Source organism: Telluria sp. RT2P19, assembly GCF_059685725.1.
This window is the reverse complement of the sequence record NZ_JCASIL010000010.1, coordinates 19,912-37,569: the sequence shown is the minus strand read 5'-3', so window position 1 is coordinate 37,569 and position 17,658 is coordinate 19,912. Positions and strand designations below refer to the sequence as shown.

General features: G+C 66.1%; 15 protein-coding genes. 10 read left to right on the top strand and 5 right to left on the bottom strand.

From position 1 onward, the window contains the following. The first annotated feature begins 24 nt into the window (after positions 1 to 24). On the top strand, positions 25 to 2,604 hold the full coding sequence (cphA, locus tag AC56KW_RS13775) for a cyanophycin synthetase (RefSeq protein ID WP_497171254.1): 2,580 nt from the start codon (positions 25 to 27) through the stop codon (positions 2,602 to 2,604). Here cphA and AC56KW_RS13770 read toward each other — a convergent pair. Next, complete coding sequence (locus AC56KW_RS13770; RefSeq protein WP_497171253.1) at positions 2,570 to 3,178, bottom strand: isochorismatase family protein; 609 nt, start codon at positions 3,176 to 3,178, stop codon at positions 2,570 to 2,572. The genes cphA and AC56KW_RS13770 overlap by 35 nt on opposite strands. A 23-nt stretch (positions 3,179 to 3,201) precedes the next feature. Here AC56KW_RS13770 and AC56KW_RS13765 point away from each other — a divergent pair, with 23 nt between their 5' ends. Beyond that, positions 3,202 to 4,038 carry a MaoC family dehydratase gene (locus tag AC56KW_RS13765; RefSeq protein WP_497171252.1) on the top strand — a complete coding sequence of 279 codons (837 nt, stop codon included), beginning with the start codon at positions 3,202 to 3,204 and terminating at the stop codon, positions 4,036 to 4,038. Between the two features lie 64 nt (positions 4,039 to 4,102). On the opposite strand, the gene AC56KW_RS13760 is transcribed toward AC56KW_RS13765, so the two are convergent. After that, on the bottom strand, positions 4,103 to 4,999 hold the full coding sequence (locus tag AC56KW_RS13760; protein ID WP_497171251.1) for a pirin family protein: 897 nt from the start codon (positions 4,997 to 4,999) through the stop codon (positions 4,103 to 4,105). A gap of 87 nt (positions 5,000 to 5,086) precedes the next feature. Next, positions 5,087 to 5,527, bottom strand: a complete 441-nt coding sequence (locus AC56KW_RS13755) for a LysR substrate-binding domain-containing protein (RefSeq protein ID WP_497171250.1) — start codon at positions 5,525 to 5,527, stop codon at positions 5,087 to 5,089. A gap of 492 nt (positions 5,528 to 6,019) precedes the next feature. On the opposite strand from AC56KW_RS13755, the gene proV reads away from it, so the two are divergent. The 5 genes from proV (at position 6,020) to AC56KW_RS13730 (ending at position 13,207) form a co-directional block, all read left to right on the top strand. After that, complete coding sequence (proV, locus tag AC56KW_RS13750) at positions 6,020 to 7,255, top strand: glycine betaine/L-proline ABC transporter ATP-binding protein ProV (RefSeq protein ID WP_497171249.1); 1,236 nt, start codon at positions 6,020 to 6,022, stop codon at positions 7,253 to 7,255. Continuing rightward, positions 7,255 to 8,370, top strand: coding sequence for a glycine betaine/L-proline ABC transporter permease ProW (proW, locus tag AC56KW_RS13745; RefSeq protein WP_497171397.1), 1,116 nt, complete (start codon positions 7,255 to 7,257; stop codon positions 8,368 to 8,370). The genes proV and proW overlap by 1 nt, the downstream gene beginning before the upstream one ends. Before the next feature lie 20 nt (positions 8,371 to 8,390). Beyond that, complete coding sequence (proX, locus tag AC56KW_RS13740) at positions 8,391 to 9,440, top strand: glycine betaine/L-proline ABC transporter substrate-binding protein ProX (RefSeq protein WP_497171248.1); 1,050 nt, start codon at positions 8,391 to 8,393, stop codon at positions 9,438 to 9,440. Between the two features lie 138 nt (positions 9,441 to 9,578). Continuing rightward, positions 9,579 to 12,251, top strand: a complete 2,673-nt coding sequence (mutS, locus tag AC56KW_RS13735) for a DNA mismatch repair protein MutS (protein ID WP_497171247.1) — start codon at positions 9,579 to 9,581, stop codon at positions 12,249 to 12,251. Next, entirely contained in the window at positions 12,251 to 13,207 is a 957-nt protein-coding gene (locus AC56KW_RS13730; protein ID WP_497171246.1) for a hypothetical protein, read from the top strand. Before mutS ends, AC56KW_RS13730 begins: the two co-directional genes overlap by 1 nt. A gap of 193 nt (positions 13,208 to 13,400) precedes the next feature. Here AC56KW_RS13730 and AC56KW_RS13725 read toward each other — a convergent pair whose 3' ends face one another. After that, complete coding sequence (locus AC56KW_RS13725; protein ID WP_497171245.1) at positions 13,401 to 13,934, bottom strand: FKBP-type peptidyl-prolyl cis-trans isomerase; 534 nt, start codon at positions 13,932 to 13,934, stop codon at positions 13,401 to 13,403. A 77-nt stretch (positions 13,935 to 14,011) separates the two neighbouring features. Here AC56KW_RS13725 and AC56KW_RS13720 point away from each other — a divergent pair, with 77 nt between their 5' ends. From AC56KW_RS13720 to AC56KW_RS13710, 3 genes are all read left to right on the top strand, one after another. Beyond that, positions 14,012 to 15,133: a ribosomal protein uL16 3-hydroxylase gene (locus AC56KW_RS13720; protein WP_497171244.1), complete on the top strand. Its 1,122-nt coding sequence runs from the start codon at positions 14,012 to 14,014 to the stop codon at positions 15,131 to 15,133. After that, entirely contained in the window at positions 15,133 to 15,627 is a 495-nt protein-coding gene (locus AC56KW_RS13715; RefSeq protein WP_497171243.1) for a DUF7931 domain-containing protein, read from the top strand. The genes AC56KW_RS13720 and AC56KW_RS13715 overlap by 1 nt, the downstream gene beginning before the upstream one ends. A gap of 268 nt (positions 15,628 to 15,895) precedes the next feature. Then, positions 15,896 to 16,177, top strand: a complete 282-nt coding sequence (locus AC56KW_RS13710; protein WP_497171242.1) for a hypothetical protein — start codon at positions 15,896 to 15,898, stop codon at positions 16,175 to 16,177. Between the two features lie 238 nt (positions 16,178 to 16,415). Here AC56KW_RS13710 and bamC read toward each other — a convergent pair whose 3' ends face one another. Next, positions 16,416 to 17,618 carry an NlpB/DapX family lipoprotein gene (gene bamC, locus AC56KW_RS13705; RefSeq protein ID WP_497171241.1) on the bottom strand — a complete coding sequence of 401 codons (1,203 nt, stop codon included), beginning with the start codon at positions 17,616 to 17,618 and terminating at the stop codon, positions 16,416 to 16,418. Between the last annotated feature and the right edge of the window lie 40 nt (positions 17,619 to 17,658).

Here is a 17,658-nt window from a genome sequence, read left to right as displayed (position 1 = left end):
TCCCTGAGTAAAGGAAGACGGTTTATGGAAGTATCTCGCGTACGGGCCCTGCGTGGCCCCAACCTCTGGAGCCACCACACCTCGGTCGAGGCCATCGTGGCGTGCACCCCGGACGAAGAATCGATCGCCGCACTGGATGGCTTCGAAGCGCGCCTGCGCGTGCGTTTTCCGCAAATGGGCGCCCTGCAGCCCTACGGCCACCATGACACGGTGCCGCTGGCGCAGGTGCTGGAACTGACGGCACTGACCCTGCAGGCCGAAGCCGGCTGCCCGGTCACTTTCAGCCGCACCACCGCGACGCTCGAAGCCGGCATCTACCAGGTCGTGGTCGAGTACAGCGAGGAAGACGTCGGCCGCCTGGCCCTGGACCTGGCCCAGCAACTCATCACCTCGGCGCGCGCCGACACGCCATTCGACCTCGCGGCGGCCTTGAAACAGCTGCGCGATACCGACGAAGACGTGCGCCTCGGCCCATCGACCGGCTCGATCGTGCAGGCCGCCGTGGCCCGCAACATCCCGTTTCGCCGCCTGACCGAAGGCAGCATGGTGATGTTCGGCTGGGGCAGCCGCCAGCGCCGCATCCAGGCCGCCGAGATCGACGCCACCGGCGCGATCGCCGAATCGATCGCGCAGGACAAGGAACTGACCAAGAAGCTGCTGGACGCGGCCGGCGTGCCGGTGCCGCAGGGCCGCAGCGTGAGCGACCCCGATGACGCCTGGGCGGCCGCCCTGGAAATCGGCCTGCCGGTCGTCATCAAGCCGAAGGACGGCAACCAGGGCAAGGGCGTGACGGTGAACGTCACCACCCGCGAGCAGCTCGACGCCGGCTTCAAGGCCGCCAGCGAATTTCGCGACGATATCCTGGTCGAGCGCTACCTGCCGGGCCACGACTACCGCCTGCTGGTGGTGGGCGACAAGATGGTCGCCGCCGCACGGCGCGAACCGCCACAGGTGATCGGCGACGGCAAGCACACCGTGCGCGAGCTGGTCGATGCGGTCAACCTCGACCCACGCCGCGGCGACGGCCATGCGACCTCGCTGACCAAGATCCGCTTCGACGACATCGCCCTCGGCACCCTGGTGCAGCAGGGGATGAACGCCGACTCGGTCCCGAGCCTGGGCCAGCGCGTGGTCTTGCGCAACAACGCCAACCTGTCGACCGGCGGCACCGCCACCGACGTGACCGACGACGTCCATCCGGAAGTGGCCGAGCGCGCGATCGCCGCCGCCCACATGATCGGCCTGGACATCTGCGGCGTCGACCTGGTGGCCGACAGCATCCTGAAGCCGATCGAAGACGTCGGCGGCGGCATCGTCGAAGTCAATGCCGCCCCTGGCCTTCGCATGCACCTGGCGCCCTCGTTCGGCAAGCCGCGCGCGATCGGCGAAGCGATCATGGACACCCTGTATGCTCCGGGCGACGACGGCCGCATCCCGGTAGTAGCCGTGACCGGCACCAACGGCAAGACCACGACCGTGCGCCTGATCGCCCACCTGCTCACCGCCTCGGGCCTGCGCACCGGCATGACCAATACCGACGGCGTCTACATCGAAGGCCGCCGTATCGACAGCGGCGACTGCAGCGGCCCGCGCAGCGCGCGCAACGTGCTGCTGCACCCGGACGTCGACGCCGCCGTGTTCGAGACGGCGCGCGGCGGCCTGCTGCGCGAAGGCCTGGCCTTCGATAAATGCCAGGTGGCGGTGGTGACCAATATCGGCGCCGGCGACCACCTCGGCCTGAACTACATCACCACGCTCGAGGATCTCGCGGTGCTCAAGCGCGTGATCGTGCAGAACGTGGCCGTGGGCGGCATGGCCGTGCTCAACGCCGCCGACCCGACCGTGGCGGCGATGGCCGAGAAAACCCGCGGCGCAGTCACCTTCTTCGCCCAGGACATCGGCAACCCGATCATGGCGATGCACCGCGCCCAGGGCCACCGGGTCGTCTTCGTCGAGGAAGGCTACCTGGTCGCCGCGCAAGGCAAGTTCAGCGAACGCATCGACCTGAAGGAAGTCCCGATCACCCGTGGCGGCGTGGTGGGCTTCCAGGTCGAGAACGTGATGGCCTCGGTAGCCGCGGCCTGGGGCGTGGGCACGTCGTGGGACGCGATCCGCCTGGGCCTCAAGACCTTCGTCGGCGAGAGCGACAACGCGCCGGGCCGCTTCAATGTGTTCGACTATCGCGGCGCGACCGTGATCGCCGACTACGGCCACAACCCGGACGCGATCGCCGCGCTGGTCAATGCGGTCGAGGGCATGCCGGCCAAGCGCCGCTCGGTGGTAATCAGCGGCGCCGGCGACCGCCGCGACCAGGACATCTCGCAGCAAACCGAAATCCTGGGCAAGTCGTTCGACGACGTGCTGCTGTACCAGGACCAGTGCCAGCGCGGCCGCGCCGACGGCGAAGTCATCAAGCTGCTGCGTTCGGGCCTGGATGGCGCGACCCGCACCAGCCACGTCGAAGAAATCAATGGCGAGTTCGTGGCCATCGACCGCGCCCTCGACCGCCTGGACGAGGGCGATTTGTGCCTGATCCTGATCGACCAGGTCGACGCGGCGCTGGCGCACATCACGCGGCGCGTGACCCAGGCCAAGGCGGCCTGAGTCGACGTTCCACGCAAGACGGCCAGGCATCGGCCGTCGACGGCGATCCGGTCAGGCCGAATTCCTGGTGCGGGTCGCGAGCAGTTGCGTTTCCCACGACAGGGCCCCGAGGCTGGGCCGCCATTGTCGAGAATGATGGCGGATACGCCCTCGAGCGTGCCCGCGCGTGCGTAATCGCGCTGCCACTCGGCCAGCACGGCAAACCAGGTGATCGCGTGCAGCCGGCCTGGACCATGCGGCGCACGGCCATCTCGTGCGCTTCCTCGCTCACGCCCCCGGACGCGTCGGTGACGACGAAGACGTCGTAGCCCTGGCCCGCGGCCTGGATCGCCGGCATCGCCAGGCAGATCTCGGTGTACAGGCCGGCGAGCAGCAGCTGCTTGCGACCGCTCTTCTGGACGATGTCGGTGACCGCCGAATCTTCCCAGGTGTTGATGAAAGTGCGATCGATCGGCTTTTGTTCCGGGAACAGTTCCTGTAATTCCTTGATGATATGACCGCCGCACTCTTCCAGCACGGTCGTCAGGATCGTCGGCACATCGAAGACCTTCGCCGCCTTGGCCAGCCGCGCCACGGCGGCGGTGTTATCCTGCGCGGATGAGCACTTCGTCCTTCGCTGCCCTGCCTTCGCTCCCGCCCTTTGGCGCCGCCATGCTGCTGCGGGCGCTGATCAAGCAACCGGCGCGCTCGTCGACCGCCGAGGTCGACGCCACCTGGCGCCTCGACAGGATCGACCGCGATCACATGCGCCGCTACCGCGCCGCGTTTGGATTCAAGGGCGATGCGGTTCCACTTACCTTCCTGTACCTGCTGGCGCAGCGCGCGCAGCTCGCGACCATGCTGGCCTGCCCGATTCCGTTCCGCATTCCGGGCCTGATCCATGTCGAGAACCGGCTGGCGATGCAGGATCCGGTTTCGCCCGACGCGCCGCTGGCGCTGACGACCACCTTGCAGTTGCCGCCCCCCGCCCCGAACGGCGCGCTGCACGCCGTGCTGGAGACGCGCGCCTTCGATGGCGACCGCCTGGCCTTTTCCTGCGACAGCACCTATCTCATCCGGCGCGGCAGCCGCCCGGGCCGCGCCGCGCCGCCGCCCGAAGCAGCGTCTGGCCAGGCGCTCGGCGGATGGACGGTCGCGCGTGACGCCGGCCGGCGCTACGCCGCCTTGTCGGGCGACTGGAACCCGATCCACCTGTGGCCATGGTCGGCGCGGCTGATGGGCATGCGCGCGCCGATCATCCACGGCGCATACACGCTCGCGAAGGCATGCTCGCTACTCGAAGCATCGACGGGGCGCGAGATCGCCACCGTCTGGTGCCGTTTTCGTCAGCCGGTGCCGCTGGGTGCGCACGTCACGCTGCAGGCAGGCGACCAGGATGGCCGGTTCACGGTCATGTGCGACGGGCGCATCGCCATGGAGGGGCGGTGTTCGTGACGCGCGTTTGCGCCGCGGGCCCGGCCGGCTCGCCGCATCCTCACCGCCGCCGCCAACGGCGGCGCTAGGACATGGCCGGCGGTGCCGGCGGTGGCGGCGCATCCGGCAGCGGAATGAATTCCTGGTCGTCCGCATCCGGCAGCTTCATCCTGCCCGCCTGCCAGTCGGCCGCCGCCTGCGCCAGGCGGTCCCTGGAGGACGAGACGAAGTTCCAGTACAGGTGGCGCTCGCCGACCGGTTCCCCGCCCAGCACCATCACGGTCGCGTGCTCCAGCGCCCTGGCGCGCGACGCCGCGACACCCAGCACCAGCATCCGTCCGCTCTCGTGGCGCATGCCGTCCACTTCCACCGCGCCGGTGGCGATGTACAGGGCGCGCTCCTGGTAGCCACCGGGGATCTCGGCGGTCGATCCGGGCTGCATGTCGAGATGGGCATAGAACAGCGGCGAACAGGTCTTGGCGCCGGCGCTCAGGCCGTAGGCGCTGCCGGCGATCAGCTGCCCGGTCACCCCGCCATCCTGCCACTGCGGCAGGTCGGCGCCGGAATGGTGCGAGAACGATGGATCGATTTCCTCCATCCCGTCCGGCAGCGCGACCCAGGCCTGGATGCCGTGCAGGTGGTCGCCGTGCGCCCGCGCGTGCTCGAAGCGCTCGCTGTGCGTGATGCCGCTACCCGCGGTCATCCAGTTGACTTCGTGAGGATGGATCGGCTGTTCGAAGCCCAGGCTGTCGCGATGCATGATCTGGCCCGAGAACAGATAAGTCACCGTCGACAGGCCGATGTGCGGATGGGCGCGCACGTCGACGCTGCGGTCGACGCCCGGCGCCAGGTCGAGCGGCCCGATATGGTCGAAGAAGATGAACGGCCCTACCATGCGGCGCTTGGCGAACGGCAGCACGCGGCCGACTTCGAAATCGCCGCCAAGGCTGCGGCGGCGCTGTTCGATGATCATGTCTATCATGGTTTTCCTTGCTCCATAGTAAATCGTCGGTAGGCCAGGCGCTGGCGATCGGCGGCTTCGTGTCGAAATACGCCACCAGCAGATCGGTCAGGATGCGGATCTTCGCGCCGGATGCTGGCCAGGCGGGCGCACGGCGTAGGCGCCGGCCGGCGGCGGGGGATAGCGCGTCATGACGGGAACGAGTGTGCCGGCATCCAGGTATTCTTGCATCAGGCCATAGGGCAGATAAGCGATACCCAGTCCCGCCAGGGCGGCCGCGACCAGCGCCGTGCCGTTGTCGGCCTTGAAGCGCCCCTGGGGCCGGACCGACACGATTTTCTCTCCATCTAGGAACTGCCAGGCTTCGGTGCCCTGCATGAGGGCCTGGTGCGACAGCAGCTGGTCCGGTGTCTCGGGCGCTCCGTGGGCGGCGATGCAGGCCGGACTCGCGACGGTGAGCCCATTGATCGGTCCGATCCGCCGCATCACCATAGTGGAATCCTGCAGGTAGCCCAGCCGTATCGCGCAGTCGTAGCCGTACCTTCGCAAGCTCGTCGGAGCAGCGCCCGGCGTCTGGCGCTGCAACAACAAGCGCTGAACACGCCATGGCGTGCGCCGTGTGCCCTTGGCGAGCGCCTAATAAATAAATCAGATTGACTTATCTTTGCAGACCTCCTATAATGGATGTCGATTCACAATAATTACCTCAAGCAACTCCCTGCAATAACCGTACTCGCCATGCTTGCGTGGACGTACTTCCTGGGCCCGGCGCCCATATCCCGACCCCGTTCGACGCGGCCCCTGTCGAACATTCCGGCACTGCGCACTGCGCGGCGCCAGCGTCGGTAAAAGTTCGCACTTGCCCTTTTACCTGGCGCAAATACCTGCTATTGGCACAGCCCGTCCGGAGAGGGCGTCCGCTCGTTTGCGCCACCCCGCGTGCCGCTGCTGCTCGCACTGGCGACGCTGCGCGGCGTGGTGCCGTCAACGCCAACGGCTGCAGGATTGCAATCCATCGCCAACTCGAAGGAGAACCACCACGTGGCAAAACAAATCATCATCGACCAGGTCTTCAAGGTGTACGGCGATCAGCCCGACAGCGCGCTGGCGCTGGTTCGCCAGGGCGCCGACAAGCAAGACATCCTCGCCAAGACCGGTTGCACGATCGGCGTGTTCGACGCCACCTTCACCATCGAAGCGGGCGAGACTTTCGTCATCATGGGCCTCTCGGGCTCGGGTAAATCGACCCTGGTGCGCATGCTCAATCGCCTGATCGAGCCGACCGCCGGCCGCATCGTCGTCGACGGCAACGATATCAATACCCTGCCCGACGCCGAGCTGCGCGCCCTGCGGCGCAAGGACATCAGCATGGTGTTCCAGTCGTTCGCGCTGCTGCCGCACCTGACCGTGCTCGATAACACGGCATTCGGCATGGAGCTGGCCGGGATCCCCAGGGCCGAGCGCCATGCGCAGGCCCGGCTGGCCTTGGCCCAGGTGGGTCTTGCAGCCTATGCCGCCAGCTACCCCGACGAACTGTCCGGCGGGATGCAGCAGCGCGTGGGCCTGGCCCGCGCGCTGGCCAGCGATCCGTCGATCCTGCTGATGGACGAAGCGTTTTCGGCGCTCGACCCGATCATGCGCACCGAGATGCAGTCCGAGCTGCTGCGCCTGCAGCAGATCAAGCGCCGCACCATCGTCTTCATCTCGCACGACCTCGATGAAGCGATGCGCATCGGCGACCGCATCGCCATCATGAAGGATGGCCATGTGGTGCAGGTGGGTACGCCGGAAGACATCCTGCGCCAGCCCGCCAACGACTACGTGCGCGAATTCGTGCGCGGCGTCGATGCGGCGGCCGTCTTCAAGGCCGGGGACATCGCCCGCATGAGCCAGATCGTGGTGTCCGAGTCGCCCGCGCGCGGCTCGCGCGCGGCGCTGTCGATGCTCGAGGAGCAGGATCGCGCCTTCGCCTATGTCGTGAGCCCCACGGGCAAATTCCTGGGCGTGGTGTCGGCCGACTCCCTGCGCAGCGCACTCGAAGGCCATACCGGTCCACTGGGCCTGGCGCACGCCTTCCTGCCGGACGCTCAGACCATCAACGCCGACGAACCCGTGGCCGGCCTGTTCGGCCAGGTGGCGCAGCTGCCGTACGCGGTGCCGGTGGTGGCCGACGACGGCGGCTTTCGCGGCGCGATCAGCAAGACCACGCTGCTGAAATTCCTCGACCGCGACACGCCGCCGATTGCCGAGACGCAGATTCAGAAAGGACAAGCATGATGAGCAGTACGACCGCGAACAACGCTAGCGCAGCACAGCCGGCCCTCGACCACGCCACGCAAGCTGCCGAAGTCAACCCATGGCTGCCCACCCCGCCAGGCGACACGTCCTGGCTCGACGCCGCAGCGCCAGGCGTCGCGCCCGAGCAGGCCGGTGGCGTCGACCTCGCGCACATCCTCGATGGCGCGTTGCCGCTGCAGGCCTGGATCAACGACGGCCTGGGCTGGGTCGTCGAGCATTTCCGTCCCCTGTTCCAGGCGGTGCGCGCGCCGATCGACGCCACGCTCAACGGCGCGAGCCACGTGCTCCTGGCCGCGCCGTCGCTGGTCGTGATCGCCATTATCGCCTTGCTCGCCTGGCAGTTCACCAACCGCACGCTGGCGATCGGCACCGCGCTGGCGCTGCTGGTGCTGTCCCTGCTCGGCGTGTGGCCGGAAGCGATGGTCACCCTGTCGCTGGTGCTGACCTCGCTGGTGTTCTGCCTGGCGGTCGGCCTGCCGCTGGGGATCTTCCTGGCCAGCAGCGACCGCGCGCAAAACATCCTGCGCCCGGTGCTCGACGCCATGCAGACCACGCCCGCCTTCGTCTACCTGGTGCCGGTGGTCATGCTGTTCGGCATCGGCAATGCGCCGGGCGTGATCGTCACCATCATCTTCGCCCTGCCACCGCTGGTGCGCCTGACCAACCTCGGCATCCGCCAGGTCCGCCCTGACCTGATCGAAGCGTCGCGCGCCTACGGCGCCTCGCCCTGGCAGTTGCTGACCCGCGTCCAGCTGCCGCTGGCCACGCCGTCGATCATGGCCGGCATCAACCAGTCGCTGATGCTGTCGCTGTCGATGGTGGTGATCGCCTCGATGATCGCGGTCGGCGGCCTGGGCCAGATGGTGTTGCGCGGTATTGGCCGCCTGGACATGGGCCTGGCCACCGTGGGCGGTCTCGGCATCGTGCTGCTGGCCATCATGCTGGATCGCCTGACCCAGGCCATGGGCCAACCACGCCGCGGCGCGCGCCACTGGTACCTGAGCGGACCCGTCGGCTTCGTCCTGCGCCGGGTGCGAGGCGGACCGGCTCGTGCCGACGAAGCGGCGCCCACCACGCCTGTCGCCACCAAATAAGACCAGCACAAAGGATATCGATGCAACATACTGAACACTTCAACGTGACTTACAAAGCGCAGCGCAAGTTCCGCTGGATTGCGGCCCTGGCGCTGGCCGCCATGACCCTGACCACCGGCCTGGCGGCGGCGCAGGCGCCTGACGCCGGGCTGCCCGGCAAGGGCACCAAGGTGCAGGCGCTGCAAAGCCCGATTGCCGAGGAAACCTTCCAGACCATGCTCGTGAATCGCGCCCTGGAAAAGCTGGGATATGAAACGCAGCCGATCAAGGAAGTGGCGTATCCGACCGCGCACATCGCCATCGGCAACGGCGACGCGACCTTTCTCGCGGTGCATTGGGACCCCCTGCACCAGGACTATTACGACAATGCGGGCGGCGACGCCAAGCTGCTGCGCACAGGCCAGTATGCCGGCCCGGCCGCCCAGGGCTACATGATCGACAAGGCCACGGCCGACAAATACGGCATCACCAATATCGACCAGCTGCGCGACCCGGCCATCGCCAGGCTGTTCGACCATGACGGCGACGGCAAGGCCGACCTGACCGGTTGCGATCCGGGCTGGGGCTGCGAGGCGATGGTCGAGCACCATATGGACGGCTACAAACTGCGCGCGACGGTCAAGCATGTGCAGGGCAGCTATGCGGCGCTGATCGCCGATACGATCGGCCGCTACCAGCGCGGCGAACCGATCCTGTACTACACCTGGACGCCGTACTGGGTGAGCAGCGTGCTGGTGCCGGGCAAGGATGTCGTGTGGCTGCAGGTGCCGTTCTCGTCGAATCCGCGCAACGCCGACACCCGCCTGGCCGATGGCAGCAATTATGGCTTCTCGGTGAATACGACCCGCATCATCGTGAACCGCGCCTGGGCCGAGAAGAACCCGGCGGCGGCCAAGCTGTTCGAGGTCATGCGGCTGCCGATCGCCGACATCAGCGCGCAGAACGAGCGCGTGCGCAATGGCCAGGGATCGCAGGCCGATATCGCCCGTCATACGGAAGGCTGGATCACATTCCACCAGCAACTGTTCGATAGCTGGATTGCGCAGGCGAAGGCGGCGGCCAAACCCTGATCCGGGCGCGGTGGACCCGGCGTTCGCTGCGTATCTTCTTGTTCAGGAAGATGATGTTTGCAGCGAACCGCCGGGTCGATCGGGGTAAAATGGCAAGTCCTGGCCTTCCACGCGCCAAGCCGTACCGATTCAGACGACATGACCACCGCCCCCAAAGAAATCAACGCCGCCGCGATCAAGCACAGCGCGACGGAAAAGCTCACTCCCATGATGCAGCAGTACATGAGCATCAAGGCCGACTACCCCACCATGCTGGTGTTCTACCGCATGGGCGACTTCTACGAGCTGTTCTTCGACGACGCCGAGAAAGCCTCGCGCGTGCTCGGCATCACCCTGACCGCGCGCGGCAAGTCGGGCGACCAGCCGATCAAGATGGCCGGCGTGCCCTTCCACTCGCTCGATGGCTACCTGGCCAAGCTGGTCAAGCTGGGCGAATCGTGCGCGATCTGCGAACAGATCGGCGACCCGGCCCTGTCGAAAGGCCCGGTGGAGCGCAAGGTCGTGCGCGTGGTCACGCCCGGCACCCTGACCGATTCCGACCTGCTGCCCGAGAAGGCCGAACGCCCGCTGCTGGCGCTGTGCCTGATCAACCAGCGCAAGACCGTCACCGCCGGCCTGGCCTGGCTGTCGCTCGCCAGCGGCAACCTGCGCCTGATGGAATTCTCGGGCGACGCCCGCAGCGTCGAACAGCGCCTGGCGCATGAACTCGAACGCATCGCGCCGGCCGAAATCCTGCGCGCCGATTGCGCCGACATGTTCGAGACCGATGGCGCGAACGCCCATCTCCAGCGCGTCCCCGAATGGCATTTCGACGTGGTCAAGGGCCACGGCGCGCTGCTGGAACAGCTGGGCGTGGCCACCCTCACCGGCTTCGGCGCCGATGGCCTGGGCGCCGCCTTCGGCGCGGCCGGTGCGCTGCTGCGCTACGCGCAATCGACCCAGGGCCGCGGCCTGCAGCACGTGCGCGGGCTTGCCTGCGAAACCGAGAACGAATACATCGGCCTGGACGCGGCCACCCGCCGCAACCTGGAACTGACCGAAACCATCCGCGGCCAGGAGTCCCCGACCCTGTTCTCGCTGCTCGATGGCTGCCGCACCGCGATGGGTTCGCGCCTGCTGCGCCACTGGCTGCACCATGCGCGCCGCGACCAGTGCGTTGCGCGCAGCCGCCACCAGTCGATCGCCGCGCTGGTCCAGGCCGACGCCAACGATGCGCTGTCGTCGACCCTGGCGCAGGTACCGGACATCGAACGGATCACCACGCGCGTGGCCCTGCTCACCGCGCGGCCGCGCGACCTGGCCAGCCTGCGCGATGGCGTCAAGGCGCTGCCGACCGTGCGCGAACTGGTGGCGCGCTGCTTCGTGCCGGGCGACACGGGCCTGCTGCGCGAGATCCATGACGATCTCTCCACGCCGGGCGAGTGCCTCGACCTGCTCCAGCGCGCCGTGATGGAAGAGCCGGCCGCGATGGTGCGCGACGGCGGCGTGTTCGCGTGCGGCTTCGACGCCGAACTCGACGAGCTGCGCGCGCTGTCCGAGAACGCCGGCCAGTTCCTGGTCGAGCTGGAAGCGCGCGAGCGCGCCCGCACCGGCATCGCCAACCTGCGGGTCGAGTACAACAAGGTGCACGGCTTCTACATCGAAGTCACCAACGGCCAGGCCGACAAGGTGCCGGACGACTACCGCCGCCGCCAGACGCTGAAGAACTGCGAACGCTACATCACGCCCGAGCTGAAGGCCTTCGAGGACAAGGCGCTGTCGGCGCAAGACCGCGCGCTGGCGCGCGAGAAAATGCTGTACGACCAGCTGCTGGCCGACCTGGCGCCGCATATCGGCTGCCTGCAGACCATCGCGCGCGCGCTGGCCCAGGTCGACGTGCTGGTCGCCCTGGCCAGCCACGCGCTGCGCCACAACTGGTGCGCGCCGGTCTTGAGCGATGCGCCGTGCCTCGACATCGTCGAAGGCCGCCATCCAGTGGTCGAAAACCAGATCGAGCGCTTCATCGCCAACGACTGCAAGCTGTCCAACGAGCGCCGTTTATTACTGATTACCGGTCCGAACATGGGCGGCAAATCGACCTTCATGCGCCAGGTGGCCCTGATCACGCTGCTGGCCTACGTCGGCAGCTACGTGCCGGCCACCAGCGCGACCATCGGCCCGATCGACCGCGTCTTCACCCGCATCGGCGCCAGCGACGACCTGGCCAATGGCCGCTCGACCTTCATGGTCGAGATGACCGAATCGGCCGCCATCCTGAACGGCGCCACCGAGCACTCGCTGGTGCTGATGGACGAGGTCGGGCGCGGGACGTCGACCTTCGACGGCCTGGCACTGGCGTGGGCCATCGCGCGCCACCTGATCGACACCAGCCGCAGCTTCACGCTGTTCGCGACCCACTATTTCGAGCTGACCCAGTTGCCCGAGTCCTACCCGAGCGCGTCCAATGTGCACCTGTCGGCGGTCGAGCACAAGGACAGCATCGTGTTCCTGCACGCGGTGCAGGACGGCCCCGCCTCGCAGAGCTATGGCTTGCAGGTGGCGCAGCTGGCCGGTGTGCCGCCGCAGGTGATCAAGGCCGCGCGCAAGCACCTGGCGCGCCTGGAAGCGCAGGCGCTGGATGCGACGCCACAGCTCGACCTGTTCGCAGCGCGAATCGCCGAGGAAGAGATCGGCGAGGCCCCTGCCCCGGCCTTCGCTGCCGAGCCGCAGGACGACAAACTGCGCAACGCGCTCGATACGATCGATCCGGATGCGTTGAGCCCGCGCGAGGCGCTCGAACGTCTCTACGAGCTCAAGCGCCTGGCCGCCTGATGCCGACGCCGCGCCTGCCATTGCCGCTCGCCGGACTGCTGGCTGTCTTGCTGTCCTGTGCCCCGCCCGCCGGCGCCAGGGATAAGGCGGACGACCACGTACACCGGTTCGGGGTGATCGGCAATGGCGCCGGCGACAACGGCGAAGCGAGGCTGAAACAGGCGCTGGCCGATTCATCCGAAAAATCGCTGGCTTTCGTGGTCTTGAACGGCATCAAGGGTGCGAAGGAAAGCTGCGGCGACCGGCTCTACCAGCAGCGGCGCGACATCCTCGAGCGCGCCAAGCGGCCGATGATCGTGTCGCTGGCCGGCAGCGACTGGACCGCCTGCCGCAATTCGGCCAACCGCACCAATGCGATCGAGCGTCTCAACCGGCTGCGCGAACTGTTCCATGGCGAGCCGGAATCGCTGGGCCGCGAAAAGATCCACCTGACCCAGCTCTCGGCCAGCCCGCGTTTTCGCAGCTATGCCGAAAATGCGCACTGGAAGGTCGGCAAGGTGCTGTACGCCACCATCAATCTGCCGGCCGGCAACAACCACTTCCTGCCGGCGGCCGGCCGCAACAGCGAGTATGAAGACCGCACGGTGGCGAACCGTTTCTGGCTGAACCGGCTGTTCGCGATCGCGCGCAGCGACAAGGCCGAGGCGCTGGTGTTGTTCTCGGAGGGCGCGGTGCGGCCGTTCTACCTGGACCAGCCGACGGGCCTGCGCGGCCTGTTGCGGCGCGACCCGGTGGAGAAGGATGGTTTCGAGGCGGTGCGGCGCCAGGTCCAGGCGCGCGCGGTCGCGTTCGACGGCAAGGTGCTGCTGGTCGACAGCGGCCCGCCGCATGGACGCAAGCCGGAGATCGAGTGGAACGGCAACCTGGGACAGCTGTCGGTGGGAACGAAGGCGGTCGAGGTGAATGTAACGGTGGGGAAGGATGCCCAGTTCGTGGTGGGGGAGGCGAAACAGTGACGCTGCGTTGGCGTGATGTGCCTGGAACCCGGGTTGACGCCTTCGCGGAGACGCCGTCTCGGGACACGGGTTCCCGCCTTTACGGGAACGCCGTGCCGAGGCAACTGGCCGGGCATTTCGCCAGTAATAGCTGAACGTGAAACCGTGATTCCCACGCTGGCGGGAATCCACACTCAGCACACCACCACCGCAATTACTGCAGCGGCTGGCTACGGAAGTGGTCGCCCTCTTCGCTGTCTTCCATCTCGTGATGATGACCGCCCGCGCCGTGCACGTGGCCGTGCTGGATTTCTTCGGCGGTGGCTGCGCGCACGTCGATCACCGACAGCTCGAAGCGCAGCGCCATGCCGGCCAGCGGGTGGTTGCCGTCCAGGACCACCTTGTCTTCGGCGATCTCGGTCACGGTGAAGATCACCGGCCCATCGTCGCCGCCCTCGGCCACGCCTTCGAACTGCATGCCGATCTCGATCGGCTCTGGAAGGCGGGCGCGGTCTTCGACCTTGACCAGCTCTGGCTCGTAGTCGCCAAAGGCGTCGTCCGGTTCGACCTGGATCGTCGACGAATAACCGGCTTCCTTGCCGTCGAGTTCTTCTTCGATCTTCGGCAGGGTGTTTTCGTAGCCGCCATGCAGGTATACCATCGGCTGCACGCCTTCTTCGATCAGGTTGTTCTGGGCATCGGACAGTTTGTAGTTAACCGTCACAACCGTGTCTTTGGCAATCTTCATCGCACATCCTTTCTTTGTAAGGCTCGGATTATACCCCCGATGGGTTCCGTGACTTGTCCGGCTGGTTATAATGTCGCATGAAAAAACTACCGCTACTCGGGAATATCACTCCCGCCGAGTTTCTGCGCGATTACTGGCACAAGAAACCACTTCTGATCCGCGGCGCCATCCCCGGCTTCAAGCCCCTGCTCAAGTTCGAGAAACTGGCAGAAATGGCCCGGCAGAATCACGTTGAATCGCGTCTGGTGACCCAGCGCGACGGCAACTGGGACATGCAGCACGGTCCCCTCACCGACCTCCCGGCCCGCACTGAACCGAACTGGACGATGCTGGTCCAGGGCGTGAACCTGTACGACGAGCGTGCCGACGAGCTGCTGCGCCAGTTCCGCTTCGTGCCGGACGCCCGCCTCGACGACCTGATGATCAGCTTCGCCACCGATGGCGCCGGCGTCGGCCCGCACTACGATTCCTATGACGTCTTCTTGCTGCAGGCACACGGCAAGCGCCGCTGGAAGATCGGTTCGCAGCAAGACCTGACCCTGGTCGAAGGCTTGCCGCTCAAGATCCTGGCCAATTTCAAACCGGAAGAAGAATTCGTGCTCGAACCGGGCGATATGCTGTACCTGCCTCCGCATTATGCCCACGACGGCATAGCCGAAGGCGAATGCATGACGTATTCGATCGGCTTCCGCTCCCCTTCGTTCCAGGAATTGGGCGAAGCGTTCCTGCAATTCATGGCCGACTCGATCGATTTGCCGGGCCGTTATGGCGATCCGGAATTGAAACCCGCCAAGAACCCGGCCGAGATTCCACGCGATATGCTGGAAACGATTATCGACGAACTGAACAAGGTACGCTGGGACGAAGAAGACGTGACCGTCTTCCTGGGCGAGCACATGTCCGAGCCGAAGCACAATGTCTTCTTCACCGGTCCCACCAAGCCATTGACCGTCGGCCGGTTCATGGAAACCGCCGCCAAGCGCGGCATCAAGCTGTCGAGCAAGACGCTTATGCTGTACCGCGGCAAGCATGTGTTCATCAATGGCGAATCGTTCGCCGTCGGCCGCGCCGACAAGGCGGTGCTGGACGTGCTGGCCAATGCGCGCCGCATCGACGGCGCCGTGCTGGACAAGGCGACCGACGACGTGCTCGAAGCGCTGTACACCTGGTATCAGGACGGCTGGGTCGAGCTCGGCTGATGGATGGGGTGTCGATGAGCGGGCCGCGGTCGATTGCCTTCGACACCCGCCGCGAGTGCGAGGCGCATTTCCACGCTTGCGTGGCAGCCTCGTCGGCCACGCTCGCCATGTTCGATCCCGACTTCGACGTTTTCCCGCTCGGCAGCACCAGGATGGATGCGGCGCTGCGCGCCTGGTGTGCCCGCGGCGGCCGGCTGCGCCTGGCGCTGCACGACACGGCGTACATCGAGCGCCACTACTCCCGCTTCCTGCGCCTGCTGCGTGACTACGGCCACCTGTGCGAGTGCCGTCAGACGCCGCGCGGCTTGCGCCAGCTCACCGATTCCTTCTGTATTGGCGACGACCGGCATATCGTTCGCCGCTTCCATAGCGCCCATATGCGGGGCGAAGCCGCCTTTGACCAGCCCCCGGCATGCGAGTTATCGCAGCAGCGTTTTGATGCTATCTGGCAAGAGTCTCAGCCCGCATTACAGCTGGCAAAAACAGGCTTGTAGACGGCAATAAGTCGCATGGAGCGATGTTTCCGCGCCACGTTGCATCTTGTAACAATATGAAGCTTATTCAAGCGCAAATTTCTTTCGCTACGGCATGTGTTAGCTATTGCGAAACTGTAAAATTGACTATAATATCAATCAGGAAGGTTCCGTTGCGTCTATGGCGTTAACGCTATGTTTAAAGGCACGAGAATTCGACCGAGAAATAATTACCGGTAATTATTATTCGCAACAAGTGTTCTACTCTTGTAAATACTAAGGAAAAACCATGAAAAAAACCCTGCTGATCGCCTCCCTGTTCGCTGTGACCCTGGCTGCTTGCGCTAAGAAAGAAGAAGCTCCAGTCGCTCCAGCTGCTACCGAAACCCCAGCTGCTGTCACCGCTCCAGCTGACGCAACCGCAACCCCAGCTGCTGACGCAACCGCACCAGCTGCTGCTGACGCTGCTGCCGCTGACGCTGCTGCTGCTGCCACCACCGCAACCGACGCTGCTGCTGCTGCTCAGACCTCGGCTGACCAGGCTGCTGACGCTGCTGCTACCACCAAGTAATTCGTTACTTCGGTAATAAGAACCGGCCTGATGGCCGGTTTTTTTTCGCCCATACCTTCGCAGGGTGAATACCACCCCCGCTTCCACCATGCTGTCAGCCCAAAAGCATCATCCCCGCGAAGACGGGGACCCAAGTACTGCCTGCGCTATCGACGCGCTTGCAGCCTGGGCCCCGCCTGCGCGGGGACGATGGGTCGGCAGCAGGTGGCCGGGCTCGAAGCCGGCGCCTGTTCCGGGATTACTTGAGCTCGGTATGCAGCAGGTTCAGGATCTTGCCCGCGGTCGGCGAGGTATCCGCCTGGCCTTCGTTGTTCTGCACCGTGACCTTGCTGACGCTGGCGCCCTGCTCGGTCTTGACCAGCACGCGATAACGCTGCGCTTCCTTGAGCTCGTCTTCGGACTTGCCGCCCCACGAGAACAGGCGCTTGAAGAAGCCATCCTTGTTTTCGGCCACGTCCGGATCGACGTAGCGCACGAAATAGATGCCCTGCACGCGGTCGCGGTCTTCGACGGTGAAGCCGACGCGGTCCAGCGCCAGGCCGACACGGCGCCAGGCGCGGTCGAAGCCTTCGTCGACCTCGACCGTGTCGCCCACCAGCTTGGCGTGCTGCGGGGACACCGGTGCGTTGGCGACGGTCGCTTCGGCGGTCGCCACTTCCTTGGTGCCGGTCAGCATCGCGACCATGCGGCCCAGGAACTGCGATTCCAGGCCGGGATCGTTGGCGCGCGACGTCCAGGTGGTGGTCTCGTTTTGCGGACCGGTGAGGACTTCCTCGGCGCCGCGGTGGCTGACCCAGATCTCGGTCGAGCCGTCCGGCAGGCGCTCGAGGCGGGTGCGGAACTTGTCGCGCTCGCCGGTCGAGTAGGCGCGGTCGAACACGCGGCCGATGGCGTTACGCAGGAAGTCTTGCGGGATCTTCGAACGGTTCTCGACCCAGGCGGTTTCCATGGTGCCGGTGGTGCTCGACTCGGACTCGATGGCGAAGCCCTGCTCTTCCCAGAACTGGCGCAGTTGTGGCCACAGCTGTTCCGGGGTCTGCTTGACCACCAGCCAACGCTGGTCGCCGTTGCGCTGCACGCTGACCGCATCGGTGGAGATCGGGCCGATCTGCTGGTTCGACGCGGCCACGCCCGGCACGAAGCCGCCGCCGGTGCCGGCTGCAGCAGCTGCCTGGCCGGAAGCGGTGGCGACGCCACGGCCGTCGGGAATCGCATAGCGGTTGTCGCGCTGCAGCTTGGTCAGGTCGGGCGGCACGTCCAGCGGCGCAGCCTTCTTGGCACTCTTGTAATCGACCTTGTCCCCTTCGAAGATGGTGGTGCAGGCCGCCAGGCTGAAAGCGATCGCCGTGAGCGTCAGCACGCGCGCAGCGACAGGAGCGGACACCAGGGGCGAGAAGTTGGAACGCGCGATGTTGGAAGGCGAATACTTGCTATTAGTCATGTCGTTCAGTATCAGGTCAGGAGCCCGAACCCTTGCGGGC